The sequence below is a fragment of the Methylobacter sp. BlB1 genome (genome assembly GCF_015476545.1).
GTDB lineage: Bacteria > Pseudomonadota > Gammaproteobacteria > Methylococcales > Methylomonadaceae > Methylobacter.
Map to the genome: position 1 here is coordinate 157490 of NZ_JADMKV010000002.1, position 11774 is coordinate 169263.

The window sequence follows — 11774 nt, forward strand, 5'->3', positions numbered from 1 at the left end:
AACTACAGTCCGGCAATCGAGAAAAACAGCTGCTGAACAATATACATCGGATAAGCCAGAATCGCGCCCAAAGCGCCTGTTGCCAACAACAGCAACAGGATATAAAAACCGTAAGGCTCCAGCTGGTTATATTTCCAGGCCAGTCGCGAAGGCAGAATGCCGGTCAGAATACGGCTGCCGTCCAGCGGCGGAATCGGCAGCAGGTTGATCAGCGCCAGCACCAGATTAATGGAAATGCCGGCAATGCCCGTATAAATCAGCGGCAATGATAAGACTTCCATGTTCAGCGCGACGCCTATGCGCGCGCATAAGGCCCAGCTGATCGCCATCAGCAGATTGGAAACAGGCCCCGCCAGCGCGACGATCGCCATATCGCGGCGCGGATTTTTGAAGTAGCGCGGATCGACCGGCACCGGCTTGGCCCAGCCGAAAATAAAGCCGGTCCCCGTGATCAATAATATGCCCGGCAAAATAATAGTGCCGACCAGATCAATATGCTTTATTGGATTCAAGGTCAGCCGGCCCAGCATGGAGGCCGTATTGTCGCCGTATTTTTTAGCGACCCAGCCGTGAGCGACTTCATGCACGGTAATCGCGAAAACCACCGGCAATATCCAAACCACTATACGCTGCAGCAGCGTCAATTCATTCATCATAATTTGCTTTCCTGTATCAATCGAGCATGGGGGCAAGTCCCTTGCCCTGTCTGACAATTTCGCAGCCATTGCCGGAACATTCGATCATGGTCGTTTGCTCGGAGGCAATGATGCCGGCGTCGACGACCAGATCCAGCTCATGTTCAAGCCTGTTTCTGATCTCGTAAGGATCGGTAAGCGCCTCGCTGTCGCCCGGCAATATCAGCGTGGAACTCAGCAAAGGCTCGCCCAGTTCCTGGACCAGCAATTGTGTGACAGGGTGATCGGGAATGCGTATGCCGATCGTTTTTTTCCTGGGATGCTGGAGCCTGCGCGGGACTTCGTGCGTAGCGCCGAGAATGAACGTAAACGGACCCGGCGTTAAAGCCCTGATCAACCGGAAGGCGTCATTGCCCATCTTGGTGAAATTCGATACCTGCGCCAGATCCTTGCAGACCAGCGTGAGATTATGCTTCTCGTCCAGCTGCCTGATGCGGCGCACCCTGTCCAACGCCTGTTTATCGTCGATATGGCAGGCAATCGCATAGGATGAATCCGTCGGGTAAGCGATGACGCCGCCTTTACGAATGATGTCCACAGCGCGGTGTATCAAACGCAGTTGCGGATTCTCGGGATGAATTTCGAAATATTGAGCCATTGCCTGACGCGGTAGGTTGCAAACGATGAGCTATTATAGCCTATTATCGCTCCGATTCTTTCTTTGCGACTTTGTCGCGCAGATAAACCGGCATGGCCTGTTCAACATCGACCGCCAGCCCCTGTTCGAAACCGTATGCGCCCAAACGCGCAACGGCGCCGGCACGCGGCAATAAACCGGTCTCGCAGCGTTCGACGAACCCTGCCAACCGAGCCATCAATAGGTTCTGATAGACGCCCCAGCCGGAACCGACGCCAACGCCGGCCAGCGCCGGAAATTCGACCTGTTCGGCCGGTGTCACGGCTTCCTGGCCCAGCAGTTCGGCATAGCCCCGCTCATCGCGCCGGTAAACGCCCCAGAAAATCTCGCCCATGCGCGCATCCATAGCCGTGAAGGAGATATTGTCATCGTGGTGGTCGAAAAAATCCTGCGCAATGGCCGCCAGCGTGGACACAGGCACGACCGGCAAATCGGCGCCGAAGGCGATGCCCTGGATGATGCCCGTGGCAATACGCACGCCGGTAAAACTGCCCGGTCCGCGGCTGAGCGCCAAGGCGTCGAGCTGCTGTGGCCTCAGGCCGGCTTCGGCCATCAAACCATCGATCATCGGCAATATCAGCCGGGTATGTTTTTGGGGCGATATTTCAAACCGCTCGGCCACGGCCCCGTCTATGAATAGCGCCGCCGAACAGGCTTCGGTGGATGTTTCTACCGCTAGTAATTTCATTGTTCAGTCTCTTGTTGAAAGAATGCCCGCACGTCCTCGATATCGCGCGTGCGTTTCATGGGCGGCACGCTGTCCAGAAAAATCTGGCCGTAGGACCGCTTCAACAGGCGCGGATCGCAAACCATCAGCACGCCCCTGTCCTTGACGTCGCGGATCAGGCGGCCTATGCCCTGTCTCAGCGCAATCACGGCGGCAGGCAGTTGGTGTTCGAAAAACGGATTGCGGCCCTGCCGTTCCATGGCGTTCAGTCGCGCTTTCAGCACCGGATCGCCAGGCGATGAGAACGGCAGCTTGTCGATGATCACGCAGGATAAGGCTTCGCCGCGCACATCGACGCCTTCCCAGAAGCTCGAGGTGCCCAGCAGAACAGCGTTGCCGGCCTCTTTGAACTGTTCCAGCAGCAGCCCTTTGGGACGGCTGCCCTGCACCAGCAACGGGTAATCCAGTTTGTCCTTTAGCAGCATTTCGGCCTGTTTCAGCGCGCGGTGACTGGTAAAGAGGAAAAATGCCCGCCCTTTGCTGGCCTGCAGGACCGGCAAGGCAAAATTCATGATGAGCGGGATAAACTCGGGATCATTCGGCTGCGGCAAGCCCTTGGGATGATAAAACAGCGACTGGTTGGCATAATCGAACGGGCTGCCCCAACTGGCGCTGGCCGCATTGGTCAAGCCCAGGTTATTCGAGAAATGATCGAACTTGTTCGCCACGCTCAGCGTCGCCGAGGTAAAGATCCAGACGGCCTGATGCCGCTGCATGAACGAGCGGAACTCGGCCGCGATATCGAGCGGCGTCCGGCTCAGGGTAAAGCTTTTTTTATGGATCTCGTACCAGCGTATCCATTTGCCGCTGTCGTCTTCGATAATGATCTTCAATTGCTGAAGCAGATCTTCGGCGCGCTTGAAGCATGATTCCAGCCCTTTGGTCTTGACCGAAGCCAGCTCAAGCTGATCGGTGAGGCGCTGCAATTGCTCTTTCACGGCGTTCAAGCCGGCGGTTATTTTGGGATTGTTTTCAATTTCGTACCATTCGCCGCGCTTCAGCTCGATCCCGAAAGCCAGGCGCAGATCCCTGACTTCATGATCCAGATCTTCACAAGCCGTGCGCAAGGCCGGTAGGTCGGTGGCATCCTTGAAATACTCGACCAATGCATCACTGGCCAGATCGCTGAGCTGCCTGCCCCCTATATTAATGCCAAGAAAGTTTGAAGCGGTATCAGCCAATTGATGCGCCTCATCGATGATCACGACATCGGCATCCGGCAGCAGCTCGCCGAAACCGCTGTCGCGTATCGACCAGTCGGCGCAGAGCAAGTGATGGTTAATGACCAGAAGTTCTGCTTCCTGCGCTTTCTTGCGGGCCTTGACCATAAAGCACTCGGCATAATCGGGACAATCCTGCCCCAGGCAATTTTCTACCGACGAAGTAGCCTGATACCAGATGGGATCGGCCTCGGCAACCTCCGACATTTCCGAGACATCGCCGATTTTGGTGCGCTGCGCCCAGGACTTGATCTTTGCCAGCGCCGCCGCGTCGTCCTTGCTGAAGCCCAGGGTCGACTCAAACGCGTTCTTCAGCCGATAGCTGCATAAGTAATTGCTGCGGCCTTTCAACAGCGCAGCCATGAAAGGCTTTTTGACGGCCTTGCGGATAACCGGCAAATCCTTGTTGAACAGTTGATCCTGGAGGTTCTTGGTGCCGGTTGAAATAATGACTTTCTTACCCGATAAAATAGCCGGCACCAGATAGGCAAAAGTCTTGCCCGTACCGGTCCCTGCTTCCGCTATCAAATTCCGGCTTTCTTCGACGGCACGCACGATCGCTTCGGCCATCTCAATCTGGGCCGTTCTGGGCTGATAACCTGAAATTATCTTCGATAATGCGCCATCATTGCCAAAGAATGATTCTAATTCTGTCACTTGAGAAATAATAATGCCCGCACGGGCGAACGCGGATGAACCTGTATAAAAGGGAAAATGTACGAAACAGCCTGATTCGCTTGCAGATTATACCGCGATAAATAAAACGCCGGTCGTCTGTTTAATCTAAATCCTGCAATTTTAGGGAATCTTATTGGCGCATGATTTATCAACTTCAAGCAATGCTTGTCTTATTTTTCCGGATTCAGGCGGCGATGCTCATTTAGATAATCCCGCCGGTGCATGGGGCCTATCAGTATCAAGCCAGCTAAAAAGCCGCCGGCATGCGCCCAGAATGCGATATTGGCAGGCCCTTCCGCACCAAATAGACTGCTGAGCAACTGAATGAAAAACCAGAGCCCAAGCATATACACAGCCGGGATTACCGCTGTTGTGAGAAAAAAGCCTATCGGGATCAAAGCGTAAATAGAAGCCCTGGGGTACAACCTGGCGTAGGCGCCCATCACGCCGCCGACGGCGCCGGATGCACCAACCATCGGCGTGATCGCTGCCGGATCGGCTGCGATTTGCGCCACAGCCGCCGCTATGGTGCAGGCCAAATAAAAGACTATAAAACGGACTCCTCCCATTGAATCCTCGACATTATCGCCGAAAATCCACAGGAACCAGAGATTGCTGATGATATGAAACCAACTGCCATGCAGAAAGGCATGCGTGATCAAGGTTGTGAGGCTGCCTTTACCGTCAAGGACGCAACCCACATCTTCAACCAGCGGAACAACAGTACCAGGCGGCACAGTACCAAGCAGATCGCCAGGAATCAGGCTGTAAAGGCAAAATGACTTGATCAGAGGCATAACGCTTCCGCCGCCCTGAATAAAAAGCCATACCGCAATATTAAGCCCTATAATGATGACGGTTGTTACTGGCGGACGTACCCTCGGATTTTCATCTCTGATTGGAAACATAACCTTTTCCTTAACGATTAGCTGTTTATAACCTAATTGTGCGGTAAATAGATAGGCGTGTCACTACCTAAAAATTTGGTAAAGCATTATCCACCGTAAATAACGGTTTCAACCCGCATCAGCACGAATGCACGTTTATATTCGCATACTGGATTCAAAGCTGCCCCGGCTTATAAGGCGAAATGATAGAGTCTTTTATTGGAGGTATCGATCTTATATAGCGCTTTTCTGGCTGCCAATAACAATTCATCGAGCGTCTTGCCGTTTTTGGGATAAATCGATATGCCGATACGGCTTGATAATGAAAGATTCCGGTATTCTATTTGTATAGCTTCTTCAATGCTTTTAAGCAGCCTTTCAGATAATAGGCAAAGCTCTTCCTCCGATTGAAAAAACGGCACGAACAAATACACTTCACTGCTATCCAGCTTTACTGCAAACTCGTCTTTTCTGCTCAAGCTTATGATTCTGTTACAGATATCATTCAACAGAGATTCGCACTCCTGACGCCCCAGCGCGTGATCCATGCTTATGCAATCACCCACGAACACATCAAGAAAGGCTATGCGCATACCATATCTATCGGCTTTCGTTTTAAAGAAAGAGAATATCCTTTCCAGCTCTGCCCTGTTGATTAATGCAGGCGGTGCCGACGGGTCATCCAGAGCCGTCTTTATGGCTTGCTGTTCATCTTTGGCATTGTCAATTTTTTGCTTTTCCACGGCATCAAGTTGAGCTTTTTCAACATCTGTTTCCCTATTTTTGCCGAATAACCAGCCCCAGGCCTTGCCGATGTCATCAAGCCCTCGATGTGATGTCTTTTTTTCCATAACTCTCCTTATTCTTCTAAAAAAACCGCTCTCGGTGCGACCGCATCAGCCTCTCTGCCAATACCGGCAGACAGAAGCCGCCTCAATCAAAAAAACGTCATTCAGACGCGCCTATTCCTGCTAACCATCCGTTATAGTAGAAACAAATCCGGCCATTATCTATCCGTATCATTATCTAAGTGATCCTACGAATACTTTTAATACATTCGATTCGCTATAAATAGCCATAATCCTGTTCAGGTTTTTGCTCACTCGCTAGCTCATGTTGAATAGACTTGATTATCAACGATGCGGATTGAGATAAGCCTGCGGCAATTTAAACCTGCCGGCGGTTAACCGCCGCCGGAAAGATATCAGCAAACATTAACATGCGCCTGCGGAACTTACCGATATGACAAAAATCATTGGCGAAAAACCCAAATCGTCTATTGGCTCCACCAATATAAGCGCCTTTCATCCTGATATTTAGTCATGCTATTGAAGCATCTCGATCATTATACTTAAGGCATAGAACAAATGGCTGATCGCATTAATAGACCACAAGTCGGAGCGCCTGATCCAGAATTAAACACCTCGCCGATCCTTGAAGAGTATCCGTTGGAAGCCCAGGATTTCAAACTTCAGCAACCCGGCGCCAAGAGCTGCCTGTTCAATAATAGGCGATATGATCATGACGCCTATGTCTGCAGTGGCGACAATTTATTGCATTGCGATTACGGTGTCTGGATAAAAGCCGGTTCCTGTGATCCCGACAACATTTAACAACCCAAACCATGCCGTTATTGATCAATGAATTTCAATACCGGGCATATCATCACCTCTAAAGGTTTCTAATCATGCATAAATTATCTGAATTCCAGGTCAACAATTTCAAAAGGCAGTTAAAAAGCCGCTATATGGAGCTGCGCAATGAAATACGCGAAGAACTGCTGTCTTATGACAATCAACAATACAGGGAGCTGGCCGGGGCGGTTCATGACTCAGGGGATGAATCGGTAGCGGACCTTCTTGTTGATATCAACCTCGCCAGCATAGACCGGCACGTGCATGAAATAAACGATATCGACGCCGCGCTGATGCGCATCGCCGAGGGCCACTACGGCATCTGTATCGAGTGCGATTCGCCCATAGCGTTCAAGCGTCTGCTGGTCTACCCTGCCGCAAAACGCTGCATCGTCTGCCAGACGCTTTATGAAAGAACCTATGCCGCCAGAATAACGCCTGACCTGGAAGTCAACCTGTAAAACACGCCTCTATAGCGCAGGGATTGTTTGAGTCCGATTTATGACTCATTGATCCGCAATCCTTGCCGCACCGGGCAGCCGGTTATCCTCGATTATCTTATCAATCAGGGCATCGGCTCCTTCGAGCTGGGCATCATAAACATCGGTCATATACGTTCCCGGCGGCGTCGTAGTCAAAGGCTCCAGCACTGAGCGCCCCGGCTTGCGGGTATCGATGCGCGCGATTGCCGAAAGTCCGGGACGCAACGGATGCGCGCGCAGTTCCTCCGGATTCAGGCTAATCCTCACGGGCACGCGCTCGCTGATATGGATATAGTTGCCGGTGGCGTTTTCCGGCGGCAGCAGACCGAATACGCTGCCGGTGCCTGCGCCCAAACCGAGCACCTCGCCGTGATAGACCACATTCGCCCCGTACAGATCGACGGTGATTTCGACCGGCTGTCCCGGCTGCACGAAAGTCAATTCACTTTCCAGAAAGTTGGCCTCTATCCATAAATAATCCAACGGCACGATAGCCAGCAGCGGCGTATCCGGCCGCACCTGTTCACCGGGCTGAATGCTGCGTTTGGCGACGAATCCCGACACCGGCGCCACGATGTCCTGCCTGACCCGGTCCAGATAGGCCCGTTTGAGGGCCGCGGCGGCCTGCTGGACCTTGGGATTGTCAGCCAGTCCGGCGCCATGCACCAGGGCCTCGGCCCCGCTCAGTTCGGCGCGAATCTGCCTGATGGCGGCTTCGAGTTCGAGAACGACGAACTGCGTATCCTCGATCTGCTGCGCCGAAACGGCGCCGTCTTCGGCCACGCTGCGGTAACGCGCGAGGTCGCGGCGGCTTCGATTGAGCGCGGCTTCCTTTTCGGCAAGCCGCTGGCGCAGCGTCTCAACCTTGCTGAACAGGATTTCAACCTGACGCACGGCTTCGGCCAGATCGGCCTGCGCCCGCTCCAGTGCAACCTGGGCATCCAGGCCATCGAGACGCATCAGTACGTCACCCTCGTGCACGTATTGCGTATTGTCGACGCGCACATCCACGATCGTGCCACTGGTCTGCGTCTTCAGCGAGGCCAGATTGCCGGTGACGTAGGCATCATTGGTAACCACGAAATGCCGGTTATGGAACTGCCAGTAGCTCAAATAAACAAGCCCGGCCAGGCCGGCTACCGAGGCGACCAGCGTCAACCGGCGCGCCCGCAGATCCCGCCACCGTCGCCGGCGTTTGCCCGCCACTCTCGGCGTCATTTTAAGCGGACTGATTTTGCTGTCTTGCGTTTTATTCATACTGTGTTGCCTTGCTTTCGTAACCGCCACCCAGAGCTTCGATCAGCCCGACCGCCGCCTGAAGATGTTCGGCTTGTAAATCGCTGAGCTTCAGTTGCTGTTCGATCATCTGCATATCAGCCTCGATCTCGCTGTCGCGCGTATTGAGGCCGGCCCGAAAACGTTTTTCGTCCAGCGCGGCTTCCGCTTCGGCGGCGTGCAGCGCTCGCTCCTGGGCCTCGTCATGTTCCCGGCTTTTACGCCAGTGCGCCAGCGCATCGGCCACTTGCTGCACTGCGCTCAGCAAGGCCTCGTTATAGCTTTCCACGGCAGCGTCGTAACCGGCCTGCTCGTTCTTCAGGGAAGCTTCCAGGCGTCCGCCTTCAAAGATCGGCAACGTCACGGTCGGCCCGATCGAATAAGCCACGCTGGCGCCGTTGGAAAGGAACAGATCCTTCAGATTCAAGCTGTGCAAGCCTGCGAATCCCACCAGGTTGACGTCGGGGTAAAATTCGGTTTCGGCGACTTTCACCAGCTTGGCGGCCGCCTTGACCCGCCAAAGCGCCGCGGCGACGTCCGGCCGATGAGTCAACAGGCCTATCGACAATGACTCGGGCAACGGGAACGGTCCGTGAAAGGCACTCTCTGGGGTTGTGATGGCCTTGCCCCAATCCGGCCCCTGCCCCGACAGCGCGGCCAGCCGGTTGCGCAGCACCCGGGCTTCTGCGCGCAAGCTGGCTTCTCGCTGATGCGCTGCCGCCAGCTTCTGCTCGGCGGCGTGGACGGGGTCCTGCTTGTCAATGCCCTTATCCCGGCGCAGCCTGGCAAGGCGCAGCATTTCTTCGGCATCGGCAATCAATGCCTGAGCCAGCTTGATCTCGTCCTCGGCAGAGCATAAGCGGAAATAGCTGCGTGCGATGGAGGTGCTTAAAATCAGTTTCGCCACGGCCAGTTCTGACGCCTGCGCCTGCTCCCGGCCCAGCGCCGCTTCCAGAGCCGCCCTGTCCTTGCCCCAAAGATCGAGGTGATAACGAAACACCAGCGGGTCAATGTAAGCTCCAAAAGTGGTTGTCCCGCCGGTGGGGCCATAGAAGTCGGTCTCGGAGAAATGGCGCAGATGAACGTCGGCGCTGGCTCCCACGCTGGGCAGCATCTCGGCGGCCTGATAATCGGCCACGGCCTGCGCCTGGCCCAGTCTGGCCCGGACAATCCGCAGCGCCGGGCTTCCGCTCAACGCCGTTTCCACCAGCCGCTCCAGTTCCGGATTGTGAAAGTCGCGCCACCATTGAGCTCTCGGCCATTCCCTGATGCGCTTTTCGACGGCCGGATCGGCATTCGCGGTTTGCTCCAGGCTCGGCATATCCAGCAATTTCGCCCTGTTGCCGGCCTCCGGCAGCAGGGCGCAGCCATTGCCCAGCAACATCAGGCCGGTCAGCAACCCTGTTATTGTTCGACGTTTACCAGTCTGTCTGCGCATCGGTTAGGGCTCCTCAACCAGCGCTTCCAGGGCCGTTTCGCGCAAGGCCCACTTGGGCGAGGGCCGGCGCGTAGGACCAGTCGGGTGAGCAAACCAGACCAGGGCCGCGAGCCCCAGAAATATCCAGGCCGCCAGGCGGAACGTGTCGTTGAGACCCAGAATAGCGGCATGCCCGCCTGCCAAGCCGGCCAGCTTGGCCGTGGCAATCTGGCCATGCATGCCGGCCGCATTCAGGCTGGCGATGGTCTCTCTGCCCAAGGTATCGTAAGACGTAAACGTTTCGATCAATCGGCTCTGATGAAATGCGGCGCGACGCTCCCAGATCACGCCGAGCAGCGGCGATGCGATGCTGCCGCCCAGCACGCGCAACATGCCGCCCAGCTCCACAGCCTGATTTTGACGCCGCGGCGTCAGACCGGACAGGAATAGCGTCGTGAGCGGCACAAACAGTCCGCCCAGACAAAAACCTTCCAATACCTGAGATCCGAGCGATTCGCTGAACAAACTGTTGCGCCGGAAAAAATCGTAATCGCTGGTCCAGAAACAAAACACGGCGAAACTCGCCAGATTCAAGCTGGCCAGCCAGCGTGCGTCGAAGTAATGGATGATCCGATGAAAAAAGGCAGCCATGGGCTTGGCCAGAAATATCAGAGGCAGCAGTACGGAACCGACCATGAATGAGGTATAACCGGCCACTGATTGCAGGCGCACCAGCAGAATCGACAGCAGGCCGTACATGAGCAGGAAGCTCACGCTCAGGATGAAAGATCCGATAACAAAATTGCGGCGCGCGAACAGACGCAAGTCCAATAGCGGATGGCGTTCGGCCAGTTCCCAAATGACGAAACAGGCCAATGCCAGCATGCCGATGAGCACCAGCGATACGATCAGGCCGGAATTGTACCAGTCTGCATCCTGTCCCTGATTCAGTACCGTCTGCAAACAGCCCAGCGCTACTGCCAACAACAGAAAGCCGATACGGTCAAAGGGCAGTTTCGCAGGTTGATTCATCCGGTCGAACAGCAAGGCCCAGACCAGTCCCGCCGAAACAAGCGGCAGCGGCACATTGAGATAGAACAGCCAGCGCCAGCCCAGCGTATCGGCGATCCAGCCGCCTGCCGCCGGCCCCAATGTGAACGGACTCAGCGCGGCCATGCTCCAGAGCGCAACGGCGAAACCTTTCCTGGATTCGGAATATTCATTCAGCAACAAGGTCTGCGACAAAGGTATCGTCAAGCCTCCGAAAAACCCTTGAAGAACCCGGCCCAGCAGAAACCAGATCAAGTCATCTGTGACAGAACAAAGCAGCGATCCCGAAGCCATCAGTATCATGGCCGCAATAAACAGGCGTACTCTGCCGAAGCGCACTGACATCCATGAACTGACAGGCAAGGCTATCGCCATGCTGATGAAATAATACGACTGCATCCAGCTTGCGTGGCTCGGGCTGACCCCCAGCCCGCCGGTGGCATGCAAACTGATGGATGCAAATGCGCCGGTATTGAAAAGCACCAGCATGTTTCCGAGCAGCAATGCGAAGTTGAGCAGGATAAAATGCGTCCCGTTCAAGCTGCCTTGGCTCGCCTTGACCGCTTGCAGGCTGTCGGGCTTCGTTGGTGGCAGGACATGCCGCGCTTTTTTGCTGACGATAGTCATGATGGAAACCTCTCATTAGAATATTATGATATCCAATAAGAGCAATTTCCCTGCCAAAGTAAAAAAATTAAAAAATATCCAATGAGATCAAAAAATTATTATCAACTTTCGGCAGAGGATCAGCGATAAGACGTTACGAATAATTACTTAATATCGTTAAATAACGAAATATCGTAATTATTGCTGCTTTCGGTGACGGATTGATTAATTCTGTACGAGTACCTGAGCAGGAGATAACTAGAAAACGGCTCCATGCGTTTCCACATTCGCCGTATTTTCCTGAGGCTTGACAATGCTGGAACAATAAAAAAACCGCCTTCGGCTACCCGAAAGGCGGTCCTTGTTGAGCAATCGTGAGTGGTATTTTATGCCGCTAACGACTGAGAACGTTTGCGATTGAAGCCCAACAATCCCAATACGCCGGAACCGAACAGCCAGACAGCGG

The 11774-nt window shown here is 54.3% G+C and carries 11 protein-coding genes; 2 read left to right on the top strand and 9 right to left on the bottom strand.

Features of this window, described 5'->3' with window-relative positions:
* Nucleotides 1-2 precede the first annotated feature (2 nt).
* The 6 genes from IT781_RS01925 to IT781_RS01950 all read right to left on the bottom strand — a co-directional run bounded on the left by IT781_RS01925 (nucleotide 3) and on the right by IT781_RS01950 (nucleotide 5695).
* Nucleotides 3-656 (bottom strand): site-2 protease family protein, encoded by a 654-nt coding sequence (locus tag IT781_RS01925; RefSeq protein WP_194968439.1) that lies wholly within the window; start codon nucleotides 654-656, stop codon nucleotides 3-5.
* Between the two features lie 16 nt (nucleotides 657-672).
* Complete coding sequence (locus IT781_RS01930) at nucleotides 673-1293, bottom strand: L-threonylcarbamoyladenylate synthase (RefSeq protein ID WP_194968440.1); 621 nt, start codon at nucleotides 1291-1293, stop codon at nucleotides 673-675.
* Between the two features lie 43 nt (nucleotides 1294-1336).
* Nucleotides 1337-2020: a tRNA (adenosine(37)-N6)-threonylcarbamoyltransferase complex dimerization subunit type 1 TsaB gene (gene tsaB / locus IT781_RS01935; RefSeq protein ID WP_194968441.1), complete on the bottom strand. Its 684-nt coding sequence runs from the start codon at nucleotides 2018-2020 to the stop codon at nucleotides 1337-1339.
* Nucleotides 2017-3936: an ATP-dependent DNA helicase gene (locus tag IT781_RS01940; protein ID WP_194968442.1), complete on the bottom strand. Its 1920-nt coding sequence runs from the start codon at nucleotides 3934-3936 to the stop codon at nucleotides 2017-2019. The genes tsaB and IT781_RS01940 overlap by 4 nt, the downstream gene beginning before the upstream one ends.
* A gap of 191 nt (nucleotides 3937-4127) precedes the next feature.
* Nucleotides 4128-4865, bottom strand: coding sequence for a rhomboid family intramembrane serine protease (locus IT781_RS01945; RefSeq protein ID WP_194968443.1), 738 nt, complete (start codon nucleotides 4863-4865; stop codon nucleotides 4128-4130).
* A gap of 170 nt (nucleotides 4866-5035) precedes the next feature.
* Nucleotides 5036-5695, bottom strand: a complete 660-nt coding sequence (locus tag IT781_RS01950) for a diguanylate cyclase domain-containing protein (RefSeq protein ID WP_194968444.1) — start codon at nucleotides 5693-5695, stop codon at nucleotides 5036-5038.
* A gap of 516 nt (nucleotides 5696-6211) precedes the next feature.
* Between IT781_RS01950 and IT781_RS01955 the strand changes: the two genes are divergently transcribed.
* Together IT781_RS01955 and IT781_RS01960 are read left to right on the top strand one after the other, a co-directional pair.
* Complete coding sequence (locus IT781_RS01955) at nucleotides 6212-6457, top strand: hypothetical protein (RefSeq protein WP_194968445.1); 246 nt, start codon at nucleotides 6212-6214, stop codon at nucleotides 6455-6457.
* 74 nt (nucleotides 6458-6531) lie between these two features.
* On the top strand, nucleotides 6532-6939 hold the full coding sequence (locus tag IT781_RS01960; protein WP_194968446.1) for a TraR/DksA family transcriptional regulator: 408 nt from the start codon (nucleotides 6532-6534) through the stop codon (nucleotides 6937-6939).
* Between the two features lie 45 nt (nucleotides 6940-6984).
* Here the strand turns inward: IT781_RS01960 and IT781_RS01965 are convergent, their stop codons facing one another.
* The 3 genes from IT781_RS01965 to IT781_RS01975 are packed head-to-tail and all read right to left on the bottom strand — an operon-like array spanning nucleotide 6985 to nucleotide 11329.
* Nucleotides 6985-8217, bottom strand: coding sequence for an HlyD family efflux transporter periplasmic adaptor subunit (locus tag IT781_RS01965; RefSeq protein WP_194968447.1), 1233 nt, complete (start codon nucleotides 8215-8217; stop codon nucleotides 6985-6987).
* Nucleotides 8210-9673 (bottom strand): efflux transporter outer membrane subunit, encoded by a 1464-nt coding sequence (locus tag IT781_RS01970; RefSeq protein ID WP_194968448.1) that lies wholly within the window; start codon nucleotides 9671-9673, stop codon nucleotides 8210-8212. The genes IT781_RS01965 and IT781_RS01970 overlap by 8 nt, the downstream gene beginning before the upstream one ends.
* Nucleotides 9674-9676: 3 nt before the next feature.
* Entirely contained in the window at nucleotides 9677-11329 is a 1653-nt protein-coding gene (locus IT781_RS01975; protein ID WP_194968449.1) for a DHA2 family efflux MFS transporter permease subunit, read from the bottom strand.
* Between the last annotated feature and the right edge of the window lie 445 nt (nucleotides 11330-11774).

Bases quoted from the DNA above. Each gene is read 5' to 3' on its own strand.
- IT781_RS01925 (WP_194968439.1), bottom strand. From the start codon at position 656: ATGATGAATGAATTGACGCTGCTGCAGCGTATAGTGGTTTGGATATTG.
- IT781_RS01930 (WP_194968440.1), bottom strand. From the start codon at position 1,293: ATGGCTCAATATTTCGAAATTCATCCCGAGAATCCGCAACTGCGTTTG.
- tsaB (WP_194968441.1), bottom strand. From the start codon at position 2,020: ATGAAATTACTAGCGGTAGAAACATCCACCGAAGCCTGTTCGGCGGCG.
- IT781_RS01945 (WP_194968443.1), bottom strand. From the start codon at position 4,865: ATGTTTCCAATCAGAGATGAAAATCCGAGGGTACGTCCGCCAGTAACA.
- IT781_RS01950 (WP_194968444.1), bottom strand. From the start codon at position 5,695: ATGGAAAAAAAGACATCACATCGAGGGCTTGATGACATCGGCAAGGCC.
- IT781_RS01955 (WP_194968445.1), top strand. From the start codon at position 6,212: ATGGCTGATCGCATTAATAGACCACAAGTCGGAGCGCCTGATCCAGAA.
- IT781_RS01960 (WP_194968446.1), top strand. From the start codon at position 6,532: ATGCATAAATTATCTGAATTCCAGGTCAACAATTTCAAAAGGCAGTTA.
- IT781_RS01965 (WP_194968447.1), bottom strand. From the start codon at position 8,217: ATGAATAAAACGCAAGACAGCAAAATCAGTCCGCTTAAAATGACGCCG.
- IT781_RS01970 (WP_194968448.1), bottom strand. From the start codon at position 9,673: ATGCGCAGACAGACTGGTAAACGTCGAACAATAACAGGGTTGCTGACC.
- IT781_RS01975 (WP_194968449.1), bottom strand. From the start codon at position 11,329: ATGACTATCGTCAGCAAAAAAGCGCGGCATGTCCTGCCACCAACGAAG.